Raw genomic sequence first — 26,882 nt, 5'->3', positions numbered from 1 at the left:
GGCGGGGAAACCGGTCCGATGCTTATATTCGCCTATTTGGTGGCGTTCAGGGTGCGCCATGCTTCCCGACGCACCGCTTGCTCATGCGGATCCGGGACCGGGGCCGCGGCCAGCAGTCGTCGTGTGTAGTCGTGCTGCGGGGCGTGCAGCACGGTTTTGACCTTGCCTTGTTCAACCGCCCGCCCAGCCTGCATCACCACCACGTAATCGGCCAGCATATCCACCACGGCCAAATCGTGGCTCACAAAAAGGCACGCGAAATTAAAGTCGCGTTGCAGTTCCTGAAGCATCTCCAGCACCACCGCCTGCACCGACACGTCCAAGGCGCTGGTCGGTTCGTCGGCAATGAGCAGTTCAGGGTTCAGCGTCAACGCGCGGGCAATACAGACACGTTGTCGTTGCCCACCGGACAGCTCGTGGGGATAGCGGTTCACTACGTTGCGCGGCAGCTTCACCGCGTCCAGCAGTTCCATGGCGCGTTTGGTACGGCTGCTTTTGGTTCCTTCCTTGTGCACCACCATCGGTTCGGTAATACACTCGCCAATTGGGAATCTCGGGTTCAACGAAGCAGCCGGATCCTGGAAAATCACACCAATCGAGCGGCGAACCGTGCGCGCTTCGCGTGGTGAAAGCTTGGGAAGGTCATGTCCTTTCACCGCGAGGCTTCCTTCGGCCACGGGCAGCAAACCAATTACCGCCTTGGCGATGGTTGACTTGCCGGAGCCCGATTCGCCCACGATACCCAGGACTTCACCCTTGGCCACGTCGAAGCTCACTCCTTGCACCGCGCGGAACTTCGTTCCGCGCATATCGTATTCCAAGACCAGATCCTTGGCTTCGAGCACCAGCTCGCGCCCGGCCGATGCCGTCTGTTCGGCGTGGGCGGCGTTGGCGTCGATAACCACCGGAGACAGCTTGGGCACGGCGGCCAAAAGGCGCTGGGTGTATTCGTGTTGCGGGTGCAGCAGCACCTGGTCTACCGTGCCGGTCTCCACCAGGTTTCCCTGGAACATCACCGCCACCTGATCCGCCATATCCGCGACAACACCCATGTTGTGAGTGATCAGCAGGATGCCGGTGTTCAAACGATCCTTCAACTCACGCAGAAGATCAAGGATCTCTGCCTGAACCGTCACATCCAGTGCGGTGGTCGGTTCATCGGCAATGATCACCTTGGGGTCGCACGAAATGGCCATGGCGATCACGATACGTTGGCGCTGACCGCCGGAGAACTGGTGCGGATATTGCTTGATTCGTTTGTCCGGTTCGGGAATGCCGACCAAGGTCAGCAATTCCACGGCGCGAGCAGTGGCTTCCTTCCCGTACGCGATACCGTGCAGTTCCAGTGCTTCGGTGAGCTGACGCTCGATGGTCAGTACCGGGTTCAACGCGGTCATCGGTTCCTGGAAGACCATGGCGATGTCTGTGGCGCGCATCTTGCGCATTTTGCCGGCATCCAGGCCCACCACATTGACGTTGCCAACCTTGGCAACACCGGTGACATTGGCGTTTGACGGCAGCAGTCCCATGGCGGCGGTGGAAGTCACGGACTTCCCGGAACCGGATTCTCCGACCAGCGCCACCACTTCACCCGGCCTCACCGCCAGCGACAGGCCTTTCACCGCGTGGACATCCGGCCCGGCGGTCTCGAAGGTGACCTGCAGATCGGTGAAGCTCAGCGCATAGTCTTCGGCGGCGTCATTCGTGGGTGCAGCGTGGCTCATGGCTTCTCCTTGCGGGTTGGCATGGCAAACAGTCCGGCGCGGCGGCGCCGGCGTTTGCCACTGTGGCGTGGGTCGAAAGCATCACGTAAGCCGTCGCCCAAGAAGTTTACGGACAGGGCGATGACCACGATGATCATGCCCGGCCACCAGAACAGCCAGGGCCGGGTGGTGAACGCATTTTGGTACTGGCTGATCAGCAAACCCAACGACGATTCCGGCGGTTGGACACCGAATCCGAGGAAGGAGAGGGAAGATTCCAACAGGATCGCCCCAGCAATCGCAAACGTCGCGTTGACCACGATCACGCCGATGGTATTCGGCAACAGATGCTTAAAAATCACCCGTGAGGTTTTCGATCCCATCGCTTGGGCGGCGGACACGTACTCGCGTTCTCGTAGAGACAAAATCTCTCCACGCACCAATCGCGCCAGGCCCGTCCACGTGACCAGTCCAAGAACCAGCGCAAGAATGAGGATGGAGTTCGAGCCGCGGCCGGCCATCTGGCCGAGCACGGCAGCCAACACCAGCAGCGGAATCACGATAAACAGGTCGGTGATGCGCATCAGCACTTCATCGACCCAGCCACGGAAGTATCCGGCAACGGCTCCGATGACCGCGCCGATGACGGTTCCCACCAGTCCCACGACAACACCGATGATGAGCGACTTCTGGGTGCCGTTCATGACCAAGGCAAAGTAGTCTTTGCCGATTGAATCCTGTCCAAACGGGTGTTCTCCGAGGTGTATGCCCGAACCACCCAACCACGTCGGAAGCAATGACATAGTCGGTTTGCCACCGTTAACAACCGCGCCCGCGTCAAGGTAGCTCTGTTTCCACCAGCCCGGAATCGGGCCGTAGCCGATGGAGGTGAACGCAATCACCGTGATCACCACAAGGATGATTGCTGAGATCATGGCAGGCTTGTGACGTAGGAAGCGCTCGAAAACAATACGTGATTGGCTCTTGGAGGTCTCTGTTGAGGCCGCAAGCTGCGCATCTTCAACTTCTGCAATTGATGTCAGGTTCTCTGGCATCTGATTATTCGTGTTACTCATCAGTTGTCCTTTGTTGCCTAAACCCGGATCCGCGGATCAAGTAGCGCGTACACAATGTCTGCCAGAAGATTGAACAGTACCGCGGCGGTGCCGGTGACCAAGAAGAATGCCATCACGGGTGCCGGGTCAATCGCATGCAAGCCGGTGATAAACATATCCCCCATGCCTTTCCATCCGAAGACCGTCTCGGTGACCACCGCGCCGCCGATCAACCCGGCGAAGTCGAAGGCCGCGATGGTGGCAATCGGGATCAGCGCATTGCGGAAGGCATGCCGGAAAATCACGGTGCGTTCGCTCAGGCCTTTGGAGCGAGCCGTGCGGATGTAGTCCTGCTGCTGCACTTCGAGCATTGACGAACGGGTGTACCGCGAGTAGCTGGCGAGCGAAATGATGGCCAGCACAATGGTTGGAAGCAGCAGCTGGGTGGCGTTGTCCAGGAAGTGATCCCAGAATCCACCTTGGAAGTTGGCCGTAGAGGAACCGATGGTGGCGATGGGACGGCCCTTGAGGCTCAGGAAACCTGGCCAGGCGCGGAAAATATGATCCAGCACCGTCAGCCCGGCGCCGACTACACCCACAAGAATTGAGACACTCAGGGCGGTTTTTGCCAGGCGTCCACCCATGAGCTTGCCGATCAGCCCAGGAACGACGACCGCCAGGATCAGCCCACCCAGGAGCATCCACCCGTTGGGCTCTTGGAGCAGCCAGAACGACGCGTAGTACATACCCAGAACCAGGACAACGGTAATCAGCGCCGGGTAGAGCACTCGTTTTTCCTTCAACCCCACGCTCATCGAGGTGGCGGAGAGCGCGAGCAGTGCGGTGAGTACCACGATAACGGCGGGCCCCATTTGCGGGAAGCGGTAGAAGTTTAGCCACACGCTGTACTGCAGCATCAGCGGCACAAAAACCGCTGCGACTAAAAAGGTGATGCCTCGGCGCTTGATTGAACCGGCCAGCAGCATTTGCAGGATCAGCGCCACGACGACGCCGATGAGGATGCTGGTCCCCAGCGATATCTGCGGGTTCTCCAACCAGTTGTTGTAGCCGATGGCCATGTACTCCTTGAGCAGCACCGCTGCCCAGAATACGGGTAGGGAGAAAAACAAGAACGTCAGGAAGGTGACAATGTAGTCAAGGCCAGAATACTGGCGTACGGCCGTCAAAACACCGATTCCGATACCTAAAACGGCGGCAATCACGGTCGCCAGCAAGACCAGGCGCAGGGTTGAGGATGCTGCGTTGGCTAACAGGTCGGTGACCTCAATGCCATTGATATTTCGGCCGAGATCACAGGAACCCACAAAACATTTGGATACTCCGCCTAACCAGGTGAGGTACCGCAGGTACCACGGTTGGTTCAGGTTCATGTATTCGGTGCGTTGCTGCATCAAATACTCGCGATTTTCTGCGTTGCTTTCGCGCAGGTCGGCTAGCGGGTCACCAGCATTGATGACCAAGACATAGAGCAGCAGTGAGGCTGCAAGCAGCACCCCCGCGGCCGAGCCTAGCCTTTTCAGGATGAATTTCAACACGGTACTAACGTCCTCTTTCTTCTCGCCTTGGCGCTACCACCTGCGTGATGACGGAGGCGGACACACCGCGGGGCCCGATGATGATCGGGCCCCGCGGGCGCTCACAGCTGGTGTATGCGTTTGATCAGACCGAAGGTCTACTCGGCACGCACCCACTGCTCGGCGTTCCAGACGATGCCGCTCTGGGTTGCCGTGTGGCGGACATTCTGGATGTCGGAGCCCGAGGCGCTCAGACCCGGATGGGCAAACAGCGGGATACCGAACAGGTCATCCCACAGCAGCTTCTCGATCTTTTTGGTCTGCTCGGCATGGACCGCAGGATCCAGAGACGTTGCCAGCGTGTTCCATTCAGCGTCTACCTGGGCATTGGAGTACTTGCCGTAGTTCTGCGGTTTGCCGGTGGCGTAAATGTTCTGGCCCGAAGAAATCTGGCCCGAACCGGCCCACGCGAACAGTGCTACTTCGTAGTCGCCACGTTCCTGGGTACCGCCCGGTGCGAAGAACTTCGCATCTCCGGCGTCAACAACTTCGAAGCCTGCCTTGTCGCATGAGGACTTGATCTGGGCAACCTGGTTGGTGCGGCGTTCGTTCGGTGCGGAGTAACCAATACGAACCTTGGTTCCTACCGCGTCCTGGTCTTCCAGGATCTTTTTGGCACCCTCGATGTCAACTTGGTCGTAGCGGCCGTCATAGGCGGCATCCACGGTCTCCTGGTAGTTCTCCTGGAACGGGAAGACCTCGCGCAGGTTCATGACCTGGGCCTCGGGGTTCAGCGGCTTGATGAGGTTGTCGACAATCTCCTGGCGTGGAACACACATGGCGAAGGCCTTGCGCAGTTCAAGATTTGTCATCACGTTGCCCTTGACGAAGTTGAAGTCAAGGTGCTCCCAGGTAAGGGTATCGCCCTGTTGGATGTTCACCGCGCTGCCCAGCCCCTTGAGCTGTTCCAACGTATCAACCGTCGGCTGCGGTGACATCACGTCGAGGTCTTTGTTCTGCAGAGCCTGGACCATGGCCGAGTCGGCAATGAAGCGGAAGTCGAGGTTCTTGGTTGCCGCCGGGGTGCCGTAGTAATTCTCATTGGCGGTCAGTGTGACAGATTCACCGGCTTTCCAGGAATCCAACTTGTACTGGCCCGAGACCGGCATGTCTTCCTCGGCCGGCAACGTGCCTGGTTTGGTGGTCCACCCTTCGTTCCAGAACTTGGCGGCCTTCTCCAGCTTCTTGGAGTCCCCTGCGCGGACGGCTTCAACAAACTCTTCGGTGCTCAGATCACCCTTCTTGGCCACAACGTGGGCCGGGTGCAGCATCCAGGTCTGGATCTGCCAGTCTGGGTCCGGAGCCGCGAATTCAACTGTGAATTCCTTGCTTGCTGGATCCCCCTGCGGACCCTCAGGCACGGTGTCTCCAAGATCGGTGGACACCGAGGAGAACAGCGGCTTGTCCTTCGAGCCGGTGTTCAGGTTGAGGTTCTGCACGGCCCAGGCAAGGACTGCGTCAGCGGTGGTGATGTCGGTGCCGTCGGACCATTTGGCGTTCTCGGCGATGGTGTACTTGATGGTCAGCGGGTCGTCGCTGATCTTCTCGTAGCTACCCAGTTCGTTGTTCGGGTAAACCTTGCCGTCGGTTCCAAAGTAGACAAAACCCGGGAAGAGACGATCGGTGATTGCGGAGTTGTAGGTGGAGTACGTCTGCGGGGTGAATCCGTTGTAGCTGATGAACTCGGGGGCGCCAACGGAGACCTTGATGGTGTCTTCGTTGGTCGTGACATCGCCCAAGTCCGCCAGGCCGGTGGTGGTCGCTTCCGTTCCTGCGTTGCCGGATCCGGTGGATTCACTGGCCGTTGGGCTGGTTTCACTGCCGCCCGGCGCACATGCAGACAGCGCCAGTGCCATCGCAGCGCCTACAGCAACTGCCTTCGAAACGCGTTGAAACCGCATTTCGCCTCCTTGTGATCTTCGATTGATACGAGTTCTGAAACATCCAAATCAGTGTGGATCAAGTCACACGTGATCCAATGACCAATAGACTAACTGGAATTTCCGGTCTTGGATATAGAAAAACTCGCTTCACATAGTCACGAGTCGGCCACGGAAAGTTTCCGTGAGATTTCGTATGTTACCGGTCAGTTAATGCGAGTTGGCTCACATCCGCAAGATTTCAAGGGTTTCTTTCAGATTGGGAAAATCCAACCAGATGCACAGCTGATGCCAAGCGGGCCTCAGAATCGATTTATAACATTTTCGTAACGACTGACTTTCCCCGTCATAATCTAAAGCAAATCCTGAATATCCTCTTCGGCCCTTAACTCAAACAAGAGAGGGCCACGCAACCCGCTGGTTGCGTGACCCTCTCTTGGTGGAGCGCGCCGAGGCTAGATCAGGGTTGCCCCAGGAATAGCAGCAAGCAGATTACGGGTGTAATCACTCTTCGGCGACTCGAAAATTTCATCAACTGAGCCCTGCTCAACGATCTTGCCACGTTCCATCACACAGACGTTGTCCGCGATCTGGCGCACGACGGCAAGGTCGTGGGTGATGAACAAGTAAGTCAGTCCCATCTCGCGCTGAAGCTCATCCAGCAGCTCCAGCACCTGGGCCTGCACCAAGACGTCCAAGGCAGAGACTGCCTCGTCGCACACGATCATTTCCGGCTGCAGAGCCAAGGCACGCGCAATCGCGATACGCTGGCGCTGGCCACCGGAGAGCTCGTTGGGGAAACGGTGCATGGTTGCCGCAGGCATTGAAACCTGGTCCAACAGCTCCTTGACCTTTTTCTGCCGCGAAGCCGAATCCCCAATGCCGTGGATACGCAATGGCTCTTCAATGGTGCGGTAGATGGAGTACATCGGATCCAGCGAACCATAGGGATCCTGGAAGATTGGCTGAACCCGTCGACGGTATTTGAACAGCTGCTTCTCGTTCAGGTTACCGATCTGCGCGCCGTCAAAGGTGATCTCACCGCTGGTCGAATCCAGCAGGTTCAGCACCATCTGGGCGATGGTCGACTTGCCCGAGCCCGATTCGCCCACCACGGCGGTTGTTGTCCCCTTGGGAATCTCAAAGGAAACGTTGTCCACGGCGGTGAACTTTTCCTTCTTGCCAAAACCCTTGCGAATGTCGAAAACCTTGGTCAGATTGCTGACCGTCAGCAGCGGCTCCGCCTTGGCCGGCGAGGCTTCCGCCACGGCTGCCTCATGCTTGTCGCCACGCTGGGCGGACAAGGACGGAGCCGAGTTGATCAAACGCTGGGTGTAGGGGTGTTTCGGGTTGCGCAAGATCTCCAGGGCCGGGCCGTATTCAACAACCCGCCCCTTGTACATCACGACAACCTTTTCGGCACGCTCAGCTGCCAGACCCAGGTCGTGGGTAATCAGCAGCACCGCGGTGCCCAGTTCGGTGGTCATGGTGTCCAGATGATCGAGGATCTGCTGCTGCACCGTCACGTCCAACGCACTGGTTGGCTCGTCGGCAATCAGCAAACGCGGCCGGCAGGCCAGACCAATGGCGATCAGTGCACGCTGGCGCATACCGCCGGAGAACTCGTGTGGGTATTGCCCCGCACGGGCCTCCGGATCCGGCAGACCCGCGTCGGCCAGTACCTGGGCAACCCGCTTTTTGGGGTTGTCCCCCGCTAAGCCGTTGGCCTTCAGGGTTTCCTTGACCTGGAAACCGATCTTCCATACCGGGTTGAGGTTGGACATTGGATCCTGCGGCACCATGCCAATGTGGTTTCCGCGAAGCTCAACAAATCGTTTTTCACTCGCGTGGGCAATGTCTTCACCGTCAAAAAGGATCTGGCCGGATGAAACCCGCCCGTTGCCAGCCAAGAGGCCGATGGCGGCCAGGGCCGAGGTTGACTTGCCTGAGCCGGATTCACCAACAATTGCCACGGTTTCGCCGGGCATCACGGTGAAGTTGGCATCGCGCACCGCATGCACCGGGCCATCAGGAGTGGAGAAGGTGATCGCCAGATCCTTGATTTCCAGAAGCGGCTTGGGAGTTGTATTTTCGCTCACGGGCTAGGCTCCCTTCCGGGCCTTGGGATCCAGTGCGTCGCGCACTGCATCGCCGAGCATGATGAAGCTCAAAACCGTGACCGACAGGAACAATGCAGGCCACATCAGCATCATCGGGTTGTTTCGAAGCTGGGTCTGCGCCGAGGAAATGTCGTTGCCCCAGCTCATGATGTCCGGCGGGAGACCGACACCTAGGAATGACAGCGTCGCCTCAGCCACGATGTACACACCAAGATTCACGGTCGCGACCACGATGATCGGGGCCAGCGAGTTTGGAATCACGTGCTTGACCAACGACTTGAACTTGGAAAGTCCCAGTGAGCGCGAGGCCTTCACGAAGTCAGCATTTCGAGCTTCAATCACGGCACCACGGGTGATTCGAGCCAGCTGAGGCCAGCCGAAGACCGCAAGCGTGATGATGACTGTCCACACACTTTTGTTGTCTCGGAATGCAGGTAGCTGCATCACGATGATTGCGCCGAGGATCAGCGGCAGGGCGAAGAAGATGTCACCCAGGCGGGCCAGCACGGTATCAATCCAGCCACCGTAGAACCCAGCCAGCGCGCCAATGGTTCCACCCACGATAATCACGATCAGCGTGGTGAAGATACCCACCAGCAGCGAGGCACGTGTTCCGTAGATAACACGTGAGTAGATGTCACAGCCCTGAAGGTTGAACCCCATGAGGTGACCCGCGCGCGCCGGTTCATTCGAGTTTTCCAGCGCACAGTAGGCAGGGTCCTGCGAGGTGAACAGCTGCGGGAACGCCGCAACGATGATCACTGCAAGAATCAAAATCGCGGAGATGATAAACAGCGGGCGCTTGCGCAGCGAACGCCACGCTTCCGCCCACATGGATAGCGGCTTACCGGTTTCCTTGACGGAGTCGACCGCCTGCAAAGGAGTCTCATCCAGCGGAGCCACGTAGTGCTCAATGTGGTATTTGGAGACCTTGCCCGCACGGCGGTTGACTGGCAGGCCGGCCTCGGAATTAATGTTCTGGTTCTCAGGCATAACGGATCCTCGGGTCAAGCAGGGCGTACAGCATATCCACGATCAGGTTGGCGAGCACAAAGACGATCACCAGCACACCAACCACTGCGACAACAGTTGGCGTTTCTCCCTTGAGGATTGCTTTATACAACAGGTTGCCAACGCCGGGGACGTTGAAGATACCCTCTGTAACGATTGCGCCACCCATCAACGAACCAAGGTCGGCGCCGAGGAAGGTGACCACCGGGATCAGTGAGTTACGCAGCACGTGCACGGTAACCACACGATTACGGCTCAAGCCCTTGGCCGTTGCCGTGCGAACATAGTCCGCGGTCTTGTTTTCAATCACGGACGTGCGAGTCAGGCGGATAACGTACGCCAGCGAAACAAGTCCGAGCACCATCGCTGGCAGGATCAGTTCGCTCCAGGTCGCCGCGCCGGAAACCGTAGGTTTGGCCCATTCGAGTTTCACGCCAATCACGAACTGCAGCACAAAGCCCAGCACGAAGGTCGGAACTGCGATGACAACAAGTGAGGCGACCAAGATGGTCGAGTCGAAGGCCTTGCCCTTACGCATACCGGCGATTACACCAAAGATAATGCCGAAAATGCCTTCGATCAGCAGGGCGAGGATTGCCAGTCGGGCGGTCACCGGGAACGCGCGACCAAGCAGTTCAGACACTGGCTGGCCGGAGAACGAGGTACCAAGATCGAAGGTCACCAGGTTTTTCAGGTACAGGCCGTACTGAATCCAGAATGGTTGGTCCAGGTTGTATTGGGCGCGCAACGCTGCTTCGGTGGCCGGGGTCATTGGTTTGCCGCCGGAGAGGGCCGCAATCGGGTCGCCCGGGGTTGCGAAAACCAAGAAGTAGACCAGCAATGTAGCACCGATAAACACCGGTACCAGCTGTGCGATTCGCTTGAGGGTAAAACTTAACATGCTTGCATCTCACCTCGAGACACCAGAGGGCGCTTGGCCATTATTTTCCTCTTTCCGTCGGAGATTATCCGACGTTACTTTTTGCGAGGTAGGACGGACGCGCCAAAGGGAGACCCTGTTTGTTGCGGGTCTCCCTTGACGCGTTTCTCAGCTAGTTTCGGCTTTGATTAGGCCGAATCACTAGCGAATACTACTTGCCGCTGATCTCGTTGTACAGCGGAACACCGTTCCAGCCGAACTCAACGTTCGAGACGTTGTCGCTCCAGCCACCCTGCACAGCCTGGTACCACAGCGGGATAGCAGGCAGATCCTTCATCAGGATCTCCTGTGCTTCGTTGAACAGCGTCGCACCGGAGGCCGGGTCGGTTGCCGCCAGGCCTTCCTTCAGCTTGGCATCGAAGTCGGCGTTCGAGTAGTCGCCATCGTTGGAGCCTGCACCGGTGCCGTAGAGTGCACCGAGGAAGTTGTACAGCGATGGGTAGTCGGCCTGCCAACCGGTACGGAAACCGCCGGTCATGGAGCGGTTGACAACCTGCTCGCGCAGTTCCTTGAAGGAGCTGAACGGCTTGGCCACAGCGTTGATGCCCAGGTTGTTCTTGAGCTGGTTCACCACTGCTTCGACATATTCCTTGTTGCCGGCACCGTCGACGTTGTAGCCGATGGAAAGCTCGGCGCTGGAGTCCCAAGCGGAGATTGCATCTGCATCAGCCCAAGCCTTCTTGGCTGCCTCTGCATTGAAGGCGAGAACTTCGCTGCCCGGAATGCTGTCGGAGTAGCCCTCGATGACCGGTGCGGTGAATTCCTTGGCAATGACCTTGCCGCCCTGGTACACCTTGTCGATGATCAGCTGGCGGTCGATCGCCTGGGAAATAGCTGCACGACGCAGGTTTCCTTCTTCACCCTGCTTGAAATGATCCAGGTAACCCGGGATGGTGATGGTGGCGTTGCCCGCGTATGGCGAGTTAACCCAACGGTCACCCAAGTCACTCTGGAAAGAAGCAAGCTGGCTTGGAGGGATCTGGTCCAGAACGTCGAGGTTGTTCGAGACGAGATCCTGGTATGCCGAGTCAGTGGACTGGTACACCTTGAAGTCGATGCCGCCGTTCTGCGCCTTGCGCGGACCGTCGTAGCTCTCGTTGACATCCAACTTGAGGTTGGTGTCGTGGTTCCACTCGGTCAGCTTGTATGGGCCGTTACCGATTGGGGTCTCGCCGAATGCCTTTGGATCTGCGAATGCAGCTTCTGGCAGTGGCATGAAGGCGGTGTAGCCCAGGCGCAGCGGGAAGTCAGACTCCGGCTGGTTCAGCTCGACGGTGAAGGTGGTGTCATCCACGACCTTCAGGCCTTCCATCTTGTCCTCGGTGGACTTCTCGGCGCTGACCTTGTCGAAGCCCTTGATGGATTCGAAGAAGTAGGAGTTCAGCTGAGCGTTCTTTGCTGCTGCGCCGAAGTTCCAAGCGTCAACAAAGGAAGCAGCGGTGACCGGCGAACCGTCGGAGAAGGTCTGGCCGGACTTGATCTTGATGGTGTAGTTCTGGGAGTCGGTGGTTTCAATCGACTCGGCCAGCTCATTCTGGGTTTTGCCATCGGCGGTGTAGCTCACCAGGCCAGTGAAAAGCAGATCCATGACGCGGCCGCCACCAACTTCGTTGGTGTTAGCCGGCAGCAGGCCATTCTGTGGTTCGGTGGTGTTGGCGGTGACGACGTATGAAGTATCGCCGGCCTCCGAGCCTTCACCTTCAGGGGTTTCGGCCGAGCCGCCACCGCATGCAGACAGGGTCAATGCAAGGGCTGCGGTCAGAGCCACGGCCTTCGATGCGTGCGAGAATCGCATCATTCTTCTCCTCAACAGTTCGTTGCTGCTTCCGCATTTCGCGGAGCCGTGCTTCATCTAGCGTGAGCTATAGCACTTAGTGAATGAGATTACATCAAAGATTGCGAAACAACCAATGAATATTCATGAAAGTAGTGCTTGATAATCTTTTGATCATTCAAACGCACAATATATGTTCATGTCAATAGTTCCTTGAACTCACAGAAAAAAGTTCATCATTCCCGGGTCCTCGAGGACCGAACCGATACCGGCTAGTAACTCACTTGCTTCTTTGCCGTCCGCCACCCTGTGATCAAACGACAACGCCAGGGTTGAGGTATGCCGAAGCGCTACTTCCCCTTGGTACTCCCATGGCCTGGGTTTGACTTGCCCTAAAGCGAGAATTCCTGCCTGGCCCGGAGGGAGAATAGGTGTACCGGCGTCAATACCGAACACCCCAACGTTGGTGATTGAAAACGTCCCGCCCGAGAGTTGGGCCGCTGTCAAACGGCCAGAGCGCGCCAACGATATTAGTTCCATCAAGTCCAGGCTCAGCGCAGTTAACGATTTTGCCTGAGCCCCTTGCAGCACGGGAACCAGTAATCCACGTTCGCTGGCAACCGCCATTCCCAGATTCACGTTCGAGAATTGGATGATTTCATCATGCTCGCCATCCCACCGGGAGTTTAAACTCGGGAACTTCAGGAGCAACCGCGAAACGATCAAGGTCGTCAACGAGGTGATGTTCAGCTTAACTCCTTCAAACTCCTTGCGTTCTCGAAGGTTTTCGATCAACTGGAGTGAGTTTGTGACATCTACCGTGAGGAATTCGGTTGCATGTGGTGCTGAGAATGCAGATTGCACCATGGCGTTGGCCGTGGCCCGGCGCACGGCACTGATCTTGATGCGCGTCTGCCCGTCTGCCGCTGGCTCACCACCTGCCACCGCCCGAGGCGCCATCGAGGCTTCCGGGACAGCATCTAGCAGGGCTTGAACATCTCGGCGCAAAACCAGGCCATCGTTCCCGCTGCCAACCACCTGCGATAAATCTATTCCATGATCGCGTGCCAGCTTGCGCACCGGTGGCGTACTACGCGCGACACTCTCACGTCTCTGCGCGGCAGGTGTACCCACACGTGCGCCGGCACCCTTTTCACGCCGCTCGCGCCGCACGGGACGGCTGCCGGTAGCAGCCGGGGCGCCATATCCAACCAAGGTGGGGGTACGCTCGGCATCCCCTGCCTGCGTTGCCGCCGAGTGGTCGTCAAAAGTCACCAGCGGGCCGCCGACAGGAACCACCTGGCCTTCATTGGCGTGCAGCTTCTGGACGATGCCAGCGTATGGAGAGGGCAATTCAACCACTGCCTTGGCCGTTTCAACTTCGGCGATGATTTGGTTCAGAGCGACATGTTCACCGACCTTGATTTTCCAGTTCAGGACCTCTGACTCAGTTAGCCCCTCCCCCAGATCGGGCAATGTAAAAGTTTGCGCGGTCATCACTTGGCAGCTCCTTCGGTTGCCTCGTGGTGGCGCATCACGGTATCCACCGCATGCATCACCCTGTCGAGATCTGGCAGGTGGTGGCGTTCCAGCCGGGACGGCGGGTACGGAACATCAAATCCGGTAACCCGCAACGGTGCATGTTCCAAATAGTCGAAACAGCTTTCGGTGATTTGCGCACAGATTTCGGCGCCCAGTCCGCTGGTCCGGCTTGCCTCGTGGACCACCACCAGCTTCCCGGTGCGCTTGACCGAATCAGCCACGGTATCCAAATCCAACGGATCTAGACTTCGTAAATCAACGACTTCTAGGCTAATGCCCTCGTCTTCTGCGGCCTGGGCGGCGTCCATCAGGGTATAGGTGGTTGGACCGTATCCCAGAACCGTGACATCACTTCCTTGGCGGAGCACCTTGGCCCGGGGTGAAGAATTGTTCTCCGGGGCGCTCAGTTGAACATCGGCTTTCTCGTGGTAACGACGTTTGGGTTCAAAATAGATCACCGGGTCATCACTGGAGATTGCCTGGCGCAGCATTGTGTAGGCATCCTGCACGCTGGACGGTGCAAAAACTCGCAGTCCTGCGGTGTGCGCGAAATAGGCCTCCGGAGATTCAGAATGGTGTTCCGGGGAACCGATGCCGCCACCATAGGGAATCCGGACGGTCACCGGCATTTTCACCCGGCCACGCGACCGGTAATGCAATTTGGCCAGCTGTGAGACGAGCTGATCAAAAGCAGGATAGGTGAACCCGTCAAACTGGATCTCCACCACCGGCCGGTAGCCGCGGTAGGCCAGGCCAATAGCCGTTCCGACAATGCCCGACTCGGCCAGCGGGGTATCCACCACCCGGTGCTCGCCGAATTCTTTTTTCAGCCCGTCGGTGACGCGGAAAACGCCACCCAGCGTTCCGATATCCTCACCCAACAGAACTACCTTGTCATCGTCGGCGAGCGCATCACGCAGGGACTGATTCAACGCCTTGAGCATCGTGGTGGCCATCAGTGCGCCTCCCCCTCGAATGCGGTCAGGTACCCGAGATAGCCCTCGCGTTCCCGCCGGCTTGGTTCATGCGGTTCGGAATATACATTGTCAAACAGTTCGTCCACCGAGGGATCCGGCATGGAGGTAATGGCCTCACGCAATTGCGCGGCCAGTTCGTCGGCGGCATTCTGCGCACGCTGCTCGTAGGATTGCACGTCGGCGCCGATGACGTGCAGGTATTTAACCAGGCGATCAATGGGATCTTTGGCGCGCCACTGCTCGACCTGCTCTGGCGTGCGATAGCGTGTTGGGTCATCAGCGGTGGTGTGTGCACCCATGCGGTAGGTGACGGCCTCGATAAACGTCGGCCCCAGACCGTGGCGGCAATGCGCGAGCGCCGCTTGGGTCGCGGCGTACACGGCCAGGATGTCATTTCCGTCGACCCGCCAGGTCTTCAGGCCAAAACCATGGGCGCGATCCGCAATCTGGGTGCGGCTTTGCAGAGCTACCGGTTCCGAAATCGCCCATTGGTTGTTCTGGCAGAAAAACAGCACCGGGGCCTGGTAGCTGGCGGCGAAAACCATGGCCTCGCTGACGTCCCCCTGGCTGGTGGCACCATCCCCAAAGTAGGTAATGGCCACGTCATCGGTTCCATCGAATTTGATGCCCATCCCGTAGCCGGCGGCATGCAGGGACTGGGCACCAATCACAATTTGCTGACAGGCGATGTTGACCTCGTGGGGGTTCCACCCGCTGGATTGCGCCCCACGCCAAACGCTCAGCAGGTCTTCGGCTTGAACGCCCCGAGCCCAGGCGACCCCGTGCTCGCGGTAGGAGGGAAAGATGAAATCTGAATCCCGGGTGGCTCGCACCGAACCGATCTGGGCCGCTTCCTGGCCGAGCAACGGGGCCCATAGCCCCAGTTCCCCTTGGCGCTGCAGGGCGGTTGCTTCATTATCCAACCTTCGAAGAACCACCATGTCCCGGAGGAAATCCGCAAGCTGGGATTCGGTCAGTTTGGCGACGTAGTGGTCCAGTTCTCGATCCGGAACTCGTTCTCCGGCGACGTTCAGCAGCTGGTGTGTTGGTATGCTCTCAGCGGCTACATCAATGTGTTTGGTGGACACGATCAGCATCCTTACTCTCACGAAGTCGATACCCGGTCTTGTTGGATATCTTAGGCATAATGTGATGCTACTCACGCAACGCAGATTGCACAATGGCTTGATTCCAATTGGGGCAAAACGCACTGTTGTCCGCTCAGTTTGGGTGCTAACCTGCACATTATGTTGCTACTTGACCAGACGGACCGACGCATCCTCCTTGCCTTGTCCACCGCCGCCAAGCGGACCGCTTCGGCCGTGGCAAGCACGCTGGGGCTTGGACGCAATACGGTGCAGTCCAGAATCACCCGCTTAGAAACCGAAGTCCTTGATTCGCTGGATCGCCGCATTCCAGCAAAATCATTGGGTTACGGACTGCTGTCCTTCGTGGAACTCCATGTAGACCAACGCCACCTGGAAGATATCACCGCCAGACTGGAGCAGATTCCCGAAGTCCTGGAGGCTCACGGCCTTACCGGCTCGGCGGATATCTTGGTTCGGGTTGCGGCCCAAGATGCCGATGAACTTTTTCGGGTCCACGGGCAATTGCTTCATATCGAAGGGGTCAATCGAGCCGATTCGGCTTTGTCCATGGCGGAGCTGGTCCCCTACCGCACCACCCGCTTGCTGGAGCATTCACTGCGCAACCCCTAAGTTGCGGGTTAAAAAGCTGAGGAGCGATTCCCAGGGAATCGCTCCTCAGCTGTCTTGAGATGGGAGGTGGTTTTTAGTGATCAACCGCCTTCTCTGCACCGACTCCGGTCAGCGAACGAACTTCCATTTCCGCCGCTTTCTCCGGGTCCTCGGTTCCCGGGTCGGTGATCGACCCCAACCAGCCCAGCAGGAACGCGAGCGGGATGGACACCAGACCGGGGTTGGCCAACGGGAAGATGGAGATGTCGATGCTTGGAATCATCGATGTTTCACTTCCGGAGAAGACCGGGGAGAAGATAATCAGCAGGATTGCAGAGCCTAGACCGCCATACATCGACCAGACTGCGCCGCGGGTTTTGAAACCCTTCCAGAACAATGAGTAAAGGATGGTTGGCAGGTTGGCCGACGCCGCGACCGCGAAGGCCAGCGCTACCAGGAACGCAACGTTCTGCCCCTGTGCACCAATGCCACCGGCAATCGCGAAGACACCGATGACCAATACGGTGCGGCGGGCGACCTTCATTTCCTTCTCCGGGGTGCTCTTGCCCTTGGCGATCACCGAGGCGTACACATCGTGAGCGAAGGATGCGGCGGCGGTGATGGTCAGGCCGGCCACCACGGCCAGGATGGTGGCGAAGGCGACGGCTGAAATCAATCCCAGCAACAGGGTGCCACCGAGTTCATAGGCCAGCAACGGGGCCGCGGAGTTCACGCCTCCCGGAGCGGCCTTGATCTTGTCCGGACCAATCAGCGCACCGGCACCGAAGCCCAGCACCAGGGTGAACAGGTAGAAAGCGCCAATGAGCCAGATTGCCCAGACCACGGATTTGCGTGCTTCCTTAGCGGTTGGCACGGTGTAGAAACGCATCAGCACGTGAGGCAGGCCGGCGGTGCCGAGCACCAGGGCCAATGCCAGGGAGATGAAGTCCAGCTTTGAGGTCTCAGACTTGCCGTACTGCATTCCCGGGTTGAGGATCTCCGGGTTGCCCGCCACTTCGGCGGCCTTGCCCAGCAGCTCGGAGAAGTTGAACCCGAACATGGCCAGGGTCCAGACGGTCATGATCAACGCACCGGCAATCAGCAGGCAAGCCTTGATGATCTGCACCCAGGTAGTGCCCTTCATGCCGCCGATCAGTACATAGAGGATCATCAACGCGCCGACAATGACAATCACCAGGGACTGCCCGGCACGGCTGTCGATGCCAAGGAGCAATGACACCAAGGCTCCGGCACCGGCCATCTGCGCCAACAGGTAGAAGACGCACACGGCAAGAGTCGAGACGGCCGCGGCGATTCGCACCGGCCGTTGCTTGAGTCGGAAGGACAGCACGTCGGCCATGGTGAATTTGCCGGTGTTGCGCAACAGTTCTGCCACCAGGAGCAGGGCAACCAGCCAAGCGACGAGGAAGCCGATGGAATACAGGAATCCGTCATACCCATTGATCGCAATGGCGCCGACAATACCCAGGAAGGAGGCCGCCGAGAGGTAGTCGCCGGCAATGGCCGTGCCGTTTTGGGTTCCCGTGAAGGAGCGGCCCCCGGCGTAGTAATCGGCCGCGGTTTTGTTGTTTTTGCTTGCTCGCAACACGATCACCAGGGTGACCCCCACGAAAGCGACGAAGATCGCGATATTCACCAACGGATTTCCGACGGTGGTTTTCTCTGCGGCGGCCGCCAGAAGGTTGAGGTTGTTCACTGCTCGGCTCCTTGGTTCTCCAGGCGCTCACGGATCTTGGTGGCCTTGGGATCAAGCTTTTTGTTGGAGAAGCTGACGTAGGCCGCGGTAATGGCGAAGGTGGAAACAAACTGAAGCAGGCCTAGGACAATACCCATGTTGATGTTTCCAAGGACCTTGATGGACATGAATTCATGGAAGTAATCGGCCAATAGGACGTAGGCGAAATACCAAACGAGGAAAAAGATCGCCATGGGGAAAACGAAACTGCGGTGAGTTTTGCGCAGCTCTTGGAATTCCTCCGACTGGCTTTCCGCCACAAAATCAATGTCTCCCTCGACACTGTGGTGGGGGTTGGCACTCATGATGCCCTCCTTGTGCGGTGATTGAACGGTTGAGAAGTGCTGTGATGCAAGGCACATCGTGACTGTGACTAAGTTCACTATCTGCGAAAGATTCGAGCCCTACCAGTGCTTTTCAGGCCGCCGTGGCTCAACGGGGCAAAACCTGCGCCCAACGGCACACCGCCGAACGACGAGCGGTCAGCGGCCGGCAAGTGAGCCTAGGATTGTTTTATGTCTTCAGCCCTGCAGATCACCCTCATTGTCACCATCGTGGCCGTCGGCATGGCCGCCATCGGGTACTTCGGTTTCAAGATCTCCCGTTCGACCAAGGAGATGGGCACGGATGCTGAAGAAGCAACGTTCACGACCCTGCATCACATGTCGGTCGCGGTGCCTCACCTGGAGCGTGGGTTGAATGTTGAAGGGGCTTCCAAAAGTGCCAAGGCCCTGCGAAAACTGCTCAATTGCCCGGTGCTATTGATCACGGACACCCGCAGCATTCTTGCCACCGATGCAGGGATCGACTTCACCGCAGCTCTGGAAGAACAGGCGACCGAAGCCTACACCAGCGCCCTGTCCACCGGTAAAGTGCAGGTCAAACGCCTCTCCGGGCTCGACTTTGTTGCCGCTCCGCTGATGGTGGGTGACCAGCCGGTGGGAACCGTGACCGCGTTGACTACCCGTGCCGGGGCCGGTTTTGTCCGTGCAGTCTCCGAGGTGGCTGTTTTCGTCTCGGCCCAGGTCTCCAGCGCCCAGCTCGATGCGAACAAGGCCATGCTGATGGAAGCCCAAATGCGAGCCCTGCGGGCGCAGATCTCACCGCACTTCATCTACAACTCCTTGAACGCCATCGCGTCCTTCATCAACACGGATCCTGCCCGGGCCCGCGAGCTGGTGATCGAGTTCGCCGATTTCACCCGCTATTCCTTCCGTCGCCGCGGTGAATTCACCACCTTGGCCGAAGAACTTGAAGCTATTGACCGTTACCTGCTGTTGGAGAAAGCCCGGTTCGGGGATCGCATCAAGGTGTCCTTGCAGATCGCCCCCGAGGTGCTGCCCACCAAAATTCCTTTCCTCAGCCTGCAACCGCTGGTGGAAAACGCGGTTCGTCACGGGCTGGAGGCCCGGCCGGATGGCGGTGTGATCTCCATTTGCGCCACCGAGGACGGAGCCTATGCGGTGATCAGCGTGGAAGACGACGGTGTCGGCATGGATCCGGAGCAGCTGGCAAGTGTGCTGGCAGGAAACACCGTCAACATGCATGTGGGCTTGCGCAACGTGGATGTACGCCTTCGCCAGCTCTACGGGAACTCGCAAGGCCTGGTCATCGACACCGCCCCCGGAGCTGGAACACAGATCACCCTGCGCATCCCTAAATTCCATGCACCAGGCTCGAATTCCAGCACAGAACATTGAGCCTTGCGCCCCGAACCATTGCCAGCGGAACCGATAGACTCTACTCATGATCAATGTGGTTGTCGCCGATGATGAACTTCCGGCTGTGGAAGAAATTGCTTTTCTGCTCAGCCAGGATTCCCGCATTGGAAAAATCCACCGTGCAACTTCCGGTGCCACCGCGCTGAAGGCGTTAGAGGAAAACGAGGTTGATGCGCTTTTCCTCGATATCCATATGCCCGCGCTGTCCGGGTTGGATATCGCCCGGGTCATCTCCCGGTTTGCCAACCCTCCGTTGGTAGTTTTTGTCACCGCTGATGAAGATCAGGCGCTGGAGGCCTTCGAGCTGGCAGCCGTGGACTACGTGCTCAAACCAATCCGTCCGCAGCGACTGGCCGAATCAGTGCGGCGACTGTGCGAACTGGTTGACGAGGCACCGGCCAAACCCGAGATGATCACCGTTGATCAAGGCGGTATCACCAAACTCATTCCGCGTAGCGATATCGCCTACGTCCAGGCCCAGGGCGACTATGCCCGCCTGCACACCAAGGATTCAAGTTATTTGATCCGCGTTCCGCTCAATGATCTCGAACAACAGTGGGCGCAATCCGGTTACATTCGGATACACCGTTCGTATCTGGTCAGCATGGACAAAATTGAGAACGTCAGATTGCAGACCGGCAAGGCCGCCGTGCTGGTCAACGGCACCGAGTTGCCCATTTCCCGCCGTGCACTGCCCTACCTGCGCGAACGCCTCGCGGCAAACCGGGTACGTCCACTGTAGAGCGGGCAGAAACCAGTGAACCCCGAGCCTTCCCAGGAACCTGCGCCTCCCGGGCGATTCGCCCAGCAACGCCCGCAACGGGTGCGGGTCCAGGCACCCCAAGATGCTTCGCTGAGTTTTGCCACCTCTCAAGAGGAGCACACTGCTCAGGAGTTTTACATCCAGCAGCTGATCCGTTCCCAGCTTCGCCTGGCGTGCTCGGTGGCGGCCGGCCTGTTGACGATGCTGGTGGGAATCAGTGCGCTACTAGCTCTCTGGCCAACTGTTTATGAATTCGCGCTGTGGCATATTCCCTTGCCATGGTGGATTTTGGGGATTGGAATCTATCCCCTGATCATCGTGGCCGGGCTCCTGTTTAACGGCGCCGCGGCGCGTAACGAAAAACGCTATCGGAGCATCAGCCGTGACTAATCTGCTTTCTTCCTTAGCCTTGGTTGCGGTCTGTGTGACCACGATGCTCATTGCCTTTCACGGCCTGAGGCTTTCGCGCACCACCAGTGATTTTTATGTGGCGAGCCGCACCGTACGCCCCTGGTGGAACGCGTCGGCCATCGGTGGTGAGTATTTGTCCGCGGCCTCCTTCTTGGGTGTGGCCGGGTTGATAGTCCTCTCCGGGCAGTCCGGGCTCTGGTTCCCCATCGGCTACACGGCCGGATATCTGATGCTGCTGCTTTTTGTCGCCGCGCCGCTGCGCCGCTCGCAGGCCTACACGATTCCCGATTTCGCCCAGATCCGCTTTGAAGACTCCCGGGCGCTACGCAAGATCACCACCTACCTGGTAGTTGTCATCTGCTGGCTGTATATCGTGCCGCAAATGCACGGAGCGGCGCTGACCTTGTCCATCGCCACCGGGTTGCCGGGCTGGGTCGGCCCGCTCATTGTGGCCGCGATTGTGTGTTTGACGGTGGTCTCCGGCGGGATGCGTTCGGTGACTTTCGTCCAGGCCTTCCAATACTGGTTCAAATTGGCAGCCCTGGTCATCCCCACCATATTCCTGCTCATTCAGGTGATCCCCGAACAGGCCAGCGGCGCCCGGTACAAAAATATCGCGACCCAGCTCGAATCAGTCGCCGGACTGAACTTGTATGAAACCATTTCCATCATCTTGGCGCTGCTCTTCGGCACCCTCGGGCTGCCGCATGTACTGGTGCGTTTTTATACCAACCCCACGGGGCAGGCTGCGCGGTCGACCACCGTCATCGTGCTGGGGCTGCTCTCGGTGTTTTATCTGCTGCCCACCACCCTAGGCGTGCTGGGGCTGCTCTACAGCGATCAGCTGGGTGCAGGAATCGAAACCGACGCAACGGTACTCCTGCTGCCCTCGGCGGTCTTGGACGGCTTCCTCGGCGATGCGCTGACCGCCATCGTGGTTGGCGGAGCGTTCGCCGCGTTCCTGTCCACCACCTCCGGGCTGGTGGTGTCCCTGGCCGGCGCCATCTCCCAAGAGTTCTTCGCCGGAACCGTGCGGGGTTTTCGCATCTCGACCATCTTGGCCACCGCATTGCCGGTCCTTATCGCCGTACTTACCAGTTCGTTGGCGCTGGCTGGGGCCATTGGCAACGTATTTGCGTTCACCGCGTCGACCATTTGCCCGCTGCTTTTGCTGGGGATCTGGTGGCGTTCGCTGACCGCCCGCGGGGCTATTGCCGGAATGCTCACCGGAGCGATTTGTTGCGGGTTCTCCCTGATCATCTCCGGTGTATTACCCCACACCGATGCCCTGTGGTTCCATATGCTGCGCCAACCAGCGGCTTGGAGCGTGCCGCTGGCCTTTGTGGTGATGATTGTGGTCTCACGGGCAACCTCGCGCAGCATCCCGGGCAATGCGGATCGGATCCTGGCCAGGCTGCATGTCCCGGACCGGGACTCGGCGCACTAGCCCGGGACGCCACCGGGTGTCCCGGTGCGGTCTTCCGGACGGTAACCATATGAGGTGCGCACCTGCTCAATGAGTTCCTGCAGCCCCAGCGGCGACCGGCTGCGCTGCCAGCACAGGTACACCGGGATCTGCGGACCATCGGTGATCGGCAGGTAGCGAATCCCGTGCCGCTGATGGTGAAATGCTGTGGCCTGCGCCGTGGTTCCCACCGCTTGCCCGCTGCCAATCAGATCCAGCCAGGAATCAACATCATAGGTCCGCACAAATTTCTGGGGCCCCGCGCCTTGCGGCCACAACGTCGCGTCGGTGGTCCCGACCAGCGGATCAATGGCTACCGTGCGTTGCGCAATCTCCCGCATATAGAGGCTGCGCCGCCTTCTCCACTCCGGGTCGTCGGCGGCAAAGGTGGCTATCCGTGGCTCGATGCCGACTTGCACCGCGTGCAAGCCCTCGCTGGCCGAGGATCCACGGGCGATCATCACCTCGCAGGTCCCTTCGGCCAGGGCGGTACGCGGCGAGTTCACCCGTTGCAGCTCCAAGATGATTCCGGGGTGTGCCGCGGCCCAGCTCCGCTGCAGCTGCACGGTTCGTTTGCCCAGGGCCGCCCAGGCATAGGCAACACGCAACGAGCGCGAATCACCCCTGAGCTCGGCTTCAAAGGCAGCGGCTTCGGTCAACAGCTGTTGGGCCGCACCCAGCAGCTGTTCACCGGCTTCGGTGAGCACGCAGCCAGAGGGTACCCGGCGAAGCAGCTGCCGCTGCGCGGTACGTTCCAGCGACGCAATGGTCCGGGAGACAGCGGCTTGGGACACATACAGCTCTTGCGCGGCCGCGGTAAACGAGCCGGTCCGGGCACAGGCCACAAAATAGCGCACCTCACGCAGCGAAAAGTCCATAACCAAAGCGTATGGCATCCGCATTTTGAGCACTAGGTGTAGACCGGTTCACGTCATAAATTCAAACCATGAGCAACATCTCCACAACCCACGGGCCCACTGCCGAACACCGCACCCGGGCCGGCGCATCCCTGGTCCTGGCCAGTTCCCTCTCAAATCAAACCGGTGCCGCGCTAGGTACCAAGGCCTTCGACGGAATCGGGCCGGTTGGAGTGGTAGCTATTCGCCAGATTTTCACCGGGCTGATCTTGATGCTGGTGATCCGCCCGAACCTGCGCACTATCAGCGCCGGCCAGTGGGTCCAGATTTGCGCCCTCGGTACGATTTTTGGGGTCATGAACCTTAGCCTCTACCTGGCCATCGATCGAATTGGGTTAGGGCTCGCGGTGACCCTTGAATTCCTCGGTCCGCTCGCCGTAGCGCTGTGCGCCGCACGTTCGGCTGCGTCACGGATCTGCGCGCTGGTTGCGGCCGCCGGTGTGGTGTTGCTCTGCGCGCCTGGGCCTAGCAGTGATGTGCCCGGCATCTTGTTAGCCCTGCTGGCCGCCGCCGCGTGGGCGAGCTATATTCTGCTCAACCGCTCGCTGGGATGCTCGTTACCGGCCTTGACGGGAACCGCGGCGGCGAGTTTGGTCAGCGGGGTGTGTTGGATTCCCCTGGCAATCTTTTGGTTCTCGCATCACGAGTTGCCCCTTGAACCGGTGCTGCTCGCCGTCGGGTGCGCCTTGTTGGCCTCGGTGTTCCCCTACATGTCCGACATGCTCGCGTTGCGTCGCATCTCGGCAAATCTTTTTGGGGTGCTTGCTAGCCTGAATCCGGTCTGGGCCGCGGGGTTGGGCTGGTTGATGCTCGGTGAACTTCTTGAATTCGGTCAGTTGGCGGGCATGCTGGCCGTCGTCACCGCCAGCGTGGTCACTGCCGCACTGAAACCAGAAATCTAATACACAAAACCGCCGTGCTGGCTGCCCGGATTGGGGTGGCGCACGGCGGTTTAGTGATCAGGGTTGTCAGTCGATCGATGCCATCAGTTCGACCACGCGATCCAAAAACGCATCAACCTGCGACTCTTCATATCCGTCGGTACCGGTGGACGAGCGGAACTCCACACGCCGCACCGTGTCCACGGACATCGGAACGTCTTTCTCGAAGTACTCGATCAGCTGATCACACAGCCGGTCCACGTCTTCAACGTTGTAGCTCGACGCGTTGGTGCGTGAGGGGCGACGGAAACGCTCACCCTTGGAACGGTGCAGGCGGCCGCGCAGGATCGCCGCCAAACGGCCAACCTGCTGCAGCCAGACCTCTTCGCCCTGATGGGCAATCAGGTCATCGCGTTCCCGCTTGGCGAAAACATCTTCCAGCCGGTCAAGTGCACCGTCGACTTCGCGAGCCTGGTACCCGCCCTTCTGCGGGGCAAAGGTCGTGCGGCGGATCAGGTGGCTGGTCACCACGCTGTCGTCATTGCCTCCGCCGTTAAAGGTGGCACGGGCACGGCTGAGAAACGCATCAACCTGCTTGACGTTGTAGCCGAATTCCGAATCCGGGACCCGGGAAAACGGAGCATCTTGCTGCTGCGACACGACTGTTCCTTCTTCTCTTGGTAAAGCTGGCGGGCCGATCGCTGGTGATCCATGGCCCCTAGTTATTCTATGGGTTCAGTTCAGGCTTGAGTTAAAAGCCACACCGGTGCGGTGTTGTCCCGGGACAGGATCACACCGCACCGGTGCCGGTGTTTCAGGATAGGGAAACGCTCCATGTCAAAAGGTGGGAAATCAGGTAACCCAACGGGACAACAAAAACAATCGAATCCAGTCGGTCCATGATGCCGCCGTGCCCGGGCAACAAATTACTCATGTCCTTGATGCCCAGCTCGCGTTTGATCATGGACTCCGAGAAGTCTCCGGTGGTCGCGGCAATCGTAGTGAAGAATGCCAGGATCACCCCGGTCCACCATGGCATGTCAAGCCAGAAATACATCGCCAAGGCGCCGACGGCCATGGAGCCGAGCATCGAACCGGCGAAACCCTCCCATGATTTTTTGGGCGAAATCTTCGGGGCCATGGGATGTTTGCCGAACAAAACGCCGACGATGTATCCGAAGGTGTCATTGCTGACGGCAAGCAGCAGGATTGTGGCGATCAGCCATTGCCCGTTGTGCTCGTCGAGGATCAGCAACGCGAAGGAGAGCAACAACGGAACCCAGCTGATGATGAACACGCTGCTCATCACCGACGCCGCCGCGCCCTTCAGCCCCTCGGTCAGCCTGACCAGCAAGGCAATGATCAGACAGATCATATAGGTGAAGCCCAAGGCCTCCAGGCCGCCCCAGATCGCGCTGATGGGCAGCATCGCAGAGGCCAGGAACAACGGTACCAACGGCACCGAGGTTTTCGCGTGGGTGGTTGCCCGGGCAATTTCCCAGCAGCCGATCCCGGATAACACGATGATGATGCCTACCAGCAGCGGCTCGAAAAGGAACAGCCCCACCAGGACCAGTCCAAGCATCAGCACGCCAACACCGATCGCAGCCGGCAGGTTGCGTCCGGCACGCGACTTTTTGGGCTCAGCCGGGGCACCAACCAGCAACTCGGTGGGCACCGAGGCGCGCTGCGCGTCCGGCTCGCCGCTTTCGGCAAGGTCATCCGAGTCGCTCACCGGCGGGTGTTCGGCGGGCCCTTCCACCTTGAGCTCCTGGGCTGGCACCGGTGCGGGCGTTGGCACTGGCACCGGTACGGGTGAACGGTCCTGGGCGGTGAAGGCAGCCTTGGCACGCTCCTTGGCCTGTTTCGAGTCCACCGGGGCGCTCGGGGCCGCCTGCATCGGCTCAACCGGCGCTTGCGTAGTCTCAGTGCCAGCTTCAGGAGCGACGGCGCTCTTGCCACGACGTTTGGCGTCCTTCTGCTGCGCCTCATACAGCGCACGCGCCTCGCGGCGCGTCAGGGGTTTGGCTTCACCGGATGCCACTGAGGGCACCGCCGAAGCCGTGCCCTCAGTGTGATCTGTCGAGCCTGGCATTAGACGTCCAGCAGCTCGGCTTCTTTGTTTTTCAGAATCTCGTCAACAGCCTCAACGTGCTTTTTGGTCAGCGCGTCCAGGTCCTTTTCGGCGCGGTTGCCGTCGTCCTCGCCGATCTCGCCGTCCTTGACGAACTTGTCGATGGCGTCCTTGGCCTTGCGGCGCTGGTTACGCAGGGCGACCTTCGCATCTTCGCCCTTGGAACGAGCAAGCTTCACGTATTCCTTGCGGCGTTCCTCGGTCAGCACCGGCAGGGTCACCCGAATCATCTTGCCGTCGCTTGAGGGGTTCGCCCCAACCTCGGGATCGCCCAGTGCCTTTTCGATCTCGCGCATCGCGGTCACGTCAAACGGGGTGATGGTGATGGTGCGGGCCTCAGGCACGGCGAAGGATGCAAGCTGCTGCAACGGGGTTGGCGAACCGTAGTAGTCGACCATGACCTTCGAGTACATACCCGGGTGTGCACGGCCGGTACGGATCGTGGCGAAGTCTTCCTTCGCGGCCTCAATGGTGCGGTCCATCTTTTCGGCGGTCTCCGCCAGAGTTTCGTCAATCACCGGTACTCCTCAAGTACTTTTG

The 26,882-nt window shown here is 59.1% G+C and carries 23 protein-coding genes; 6 read left to right on the top strand and 17 right to left on the bottom strand.

The window, feature by feature from the left end; genetic code table 11:
- Positions 1-32: 32 nt before the first annotated feature.
- The 11 genes from ACIOWL_RS06805 to pdhA all read right to left on the bottom strand — a co-directional run bounded on the left by ACIOWL_RS06805 (position 33) and on the right by pdhA (position 15,694).
- Positions 33-1,724 (bottom strand): ABC transporter ATP-binding protein, encoded by a 1,692-nt coding sequence (locus ACIOWL_RS06805; protein WP_400382954.1) that lies wholly within the window; start codon positions 1,722-1,724, stop codon positions 33-35.
- On the bottom strand, positions 1,721-2,779 hold the full coding sequence (locus ACIOWL_RS06800) for an ABC transporter permease (RefSeq protein WP_400382953.1): 1,059 nt from the start codon (positions 2,777-2,779) through the stop codon (positions 1,721-1,723). Before ACIOWL_RS06800 ends, ACIOWL_RS06805 begins: the two co-directional genes overlap by 4 nt.
- 17 nt (positions 2,780-2,796) lie before the next feature.
- A complete protein-coding gene (locus tag ACIOWL_RS06795) occupies positions 2,797-4,314 on the bottom strand; it encodes an ABC transporter permease (RefSeq protein WP_400382951.1) in 1,518 nt (505 codons plus the stop codon).
- Positions 4,315-4,451: 137 nt separating this feature from the next.
- Complete coding sequence (locus ACIOWL_RS06790) at positions 4,452-6,254, bottom strand: ABC transporter family substrate-binding protein (RefSeq protein ID WP_400382949.1); 1,803 nt, start codon at positions 6,252-6,254, stop codon at positions 4,452-4,454.
- Positions 6,255-6,688: 434 nt separating this feature from the next.
- The gene (locus ACIOWL_RS06785; RefSeq protein WP_400382947.1) at positions 6,689-8,332 is read right to left on the bottom strand and encodes an ABC transporter ATP-binding protein; all 1,644 of its coding nucleotides are present in this window, start codon (positions 8,330-8,332) and stop codon (positions 6,689-6,691) included.
- Between the two features lie 3 nt (positions 8,333-8,335).
- A complete protein-coding gene (locus ACIOWL_RS06780) occupies positions 8,336-9,346 on the bottom strand; it encodes an ABC transporter permease (RefSeq protein WP_400382946.1) in 1,011 nt (336 codons plus the stop codon).
- Positions 9,339-10,265, bottom strand: coding sequence for an ABC transporter permease (locus ACIOWL_RS06775; RefSeq protein ID WP_400382944.1), 927 nt, complete (start codon positions 10,263-10,265; stop codon positions 9,339-9,341). The genes ACIOWL_RS06780 and ACIOWL_RS06775 overlap by 8 nt, the downstream gene beginning before the upstream one ends.
- 190 nt (positions 10,266-10,455) lie before the next feature.
- On the bottom strand, positions 10,456-12,099 hold the full coding sequence (locus ACIOWL_RS06770; RefSeq protein ID WP_400383261.1) for an ABC transporter substrate-binding protein: 1,644 nt from the start codon (positions 12,097-12,099) through the stop codon (positions 10,456-10,458).
- Between the two features lie 198 nt (positions 12,100-12,297).
- Entirely contained in the window at positions 12,298-13,575 is a 1,278-nt protein-coding gene (locus ACIOWL_RS06765) for a dihydrolipoamide acetyltransferase family protein (protein ID WP_400382942.1), read from the bottom strand.
- Positions 13,575-14,576, bottom strand: coding sequence for an alpha-ketoacid dehydrogenase subunit beta (locus ACIOWL_RS06760; RefSeq protein ID WP_400382940.1), 1,002 nt, complete (start codon positions 14,574-14,576; stop codon positions 13,575-13,577). The genes ACIOWL_RS06765 and ACIOWL_RS06760 overlap by 1 nt, the downstream gene beginning before the upstream one ends.
- Complete coding sequence (gene pdhA / locus ACIOWL_RS06755; protein ID WP_400383259.1) at positions 14,576-15,694, bottom strand: pyruvate dehydrogenase (acetyl-transferring) E1 component subunit alpha; 1,119 nt, start codon at positions 15,692-15,694, stop codon at positions 14,576-14,578. The genes ACIOWL_RS06760 and pdhA overlap by 1 nt, the downstream gene beginning before the upstream one ends.
- Before the next feature lie 150 nt (positions 15,695-15,844).
- Here pdhA and ACIOWL_RS06750 point away from each other — a divergent pair, with 150 nt between their 5' ends.
- Complete coding sequence (locus tag ACIOWL_RS06750) at positions 15,845-16,315, top strand: Lrp/AsnC family transcriptional regulator (RefSeq protein ID WP_400382938.1); 471 nt, start codon at positions 15,845-15,847, stop codon at positions 16,313-16,315.
- 73 nt (positions 16,316-16,388) lie between these two features.
- Here the strand turns inward: ACIOWL_RS06750 and ACIOWL_RS06745 are convergent, their stop codons facing one another.
- Both ACIOWL_RS06745 and ACIOWL_RS06740 read right to left on the bottom strand, forming a co-directional pair.
- Entirely contained in the window at positions 16,389-17,993 is a 1,605-nt protein-coding gene (locus ACIOWL_RS06745; RefSeq protein WP_400383257.1) for a cation acetate symporter, read from the bottom strand.
- 14 nt (positions 17,994-18,007) lie between these two features.
- Positions 18,008-18,355 (bottom strand): DUF485 domain-containing protein, encoded by a 348-nt coding sequence (locus ACIOWL_RS06740; protein WP_400382936.1) that lies wholly within the window; start codon positions 18,353-18,355, stop codon positions 18,008-18,010.
- Positions 18,356-18,565: 210 nt separating this feature from the next.
- On the opposite strand from ACIOWL_RS06740, the gene ACIOWL_RS06735 reads away from it, so the two are divergent.
- The 4 genes from ACIOWL_RS06735 to ACIOWL_RS06720 are packed head-to-tail and all read left to right on the top strand — an operon-like array spanning position 18,566 to position 22,392.
- Positions 18,566-19,750, top strand: a complete 1,185-nt coding sequence (locus tag ACIOWL_RS06735; protein WP_400382934.1) for a sensor histidine kinase — start codon at positions 18,566-18,568, stop codon at positions 19,748-19,750.
- Positions 19,751-19,796: 46 nt separating this feature from the next.
- Positions 19,797-20,513 (top strand): LytR/AlgR family response regulator transcription factor, encoded by a 717-nt coding sequence (locus ACIOWL_RS06730; protein WP_400382933.1) that lies wholly within the window; start codon positions 19,797-19,799, stop codon positions 20,511-20,513.
- A gap of 15 nt (positions 20,514-20,528) precedes the next feature.
- Positions 20,529-20,924, top strand: coding sequence for a hypothetical protein (locus tag ACIOWL_RS06725; RefSeq protein WP_400382931.1), 396 nt, complete (start codon positions 20,529-20,531; stop codon positions 20,922-20,924).
- Complete coding sequence (locus tag ACIOWL_RS06720; RefSeq protein WP_400382929.1) at positions 20,917-22,392, top strand: cation acetate symporter; 1,476 nt, start codon at positions 20,917-20,919, stop codon at positions 22,390-22,392. Before ACIOWL_RS06725 ends, ACIOWL_RS06720 begins: the two co-directional genes overlap by 8 nt.
- Here the strand turns inward: ACIOWL_RS06720 and ACIOWL_RS06715 are convergent.
- Positions 22,389-23,288, bottom strand: a complete 900-nt coding sequence (locus ACIOWL_RS06715) for a LysR family transcriptional regulator (protein ID WP_400382927.1) — start codon at positions 23,286-23,288, stop codon at positions 22,389-22,391. The two genes, ACIOWL_RS06720 and ACIOWL_RS06715, sit on opposite strands and share 4 nt — an antisense overlap.
- Positions 23,289-23,356: 68 nt before the next feature.
- On the opposite strand from ACIOWL_RS06715, the gene ACIOWL_RS06710 reads away from it, so the two are divergent.
- Complete coding sequence (locus ACIOWL_RS06710; protein ID WP_400382925.1) at positions 23,357-24,229, top strand: EamA family transporter; 873 nt, start codon at positions 23,357-23,359, stop codon at positions 24,227-24,229.
- Positions 24,230-24,295: 66 nt separating this feature from the next.
- Here ACIOWL_RS06710 and ACIOWL_RS06705 read toward each other — a convergent pair whose 3' ends face one another.
- From ACIOWL_RS06705 to frr, 3 genes are all read right to left on the bottom strand, one after another.
- Positions 24,296-24,868 carry a DivIVA domain-containing protein gene (locus ACIOWL_RS06705; protein ID WP_400382923.1) on the bottom strand — a complete coding sequence of 191 codons (573 nt, stop codon included), beginning with the start codon at positions 24,866-24,868 and terminating at the stop codon, positions 24,296-24,298.
- 154 nt (positions 24,869-25,022) lie between these two features.
- Entirely contained in the window at positions 25,023-26,252 is a 1,230-nt protein-coding gene (locus ACIOWL_RS06700) for a phosphatidate cytidylyltransferase (protein ID WP_400382921.1), read from the bottom strand.
- A gap of 50 nt (positions 26,253-26,302) precedes the next feature.
- Positions 26,303-26,860, bottom strand: coding sequence for a ribosome recycling factor (gene frr, locus ACIOWL_RS06695; RefSeq protein ID WP_400382919.1), 558 nt, complete (start codon positions 26,858-26,860; stop codon positions 26,303-26,305).
- Positions 26,861-26,882: the final 22 nt, after the last annotated feature.

Source organism: Glutamicibacter sp. NPDC087344, assembly GCF_044744225.1.
Classification (GTDB): domain Bacteria; phylum Actinomycetota; class Actinomycetes; order Actinomycetales; family Micrococcaceae; genus Glutamicibacter.
Note: the sequence above shows the minus strand (reverse complement) of the source record. Positions and strands in the feature narration are given on the sequence as shown.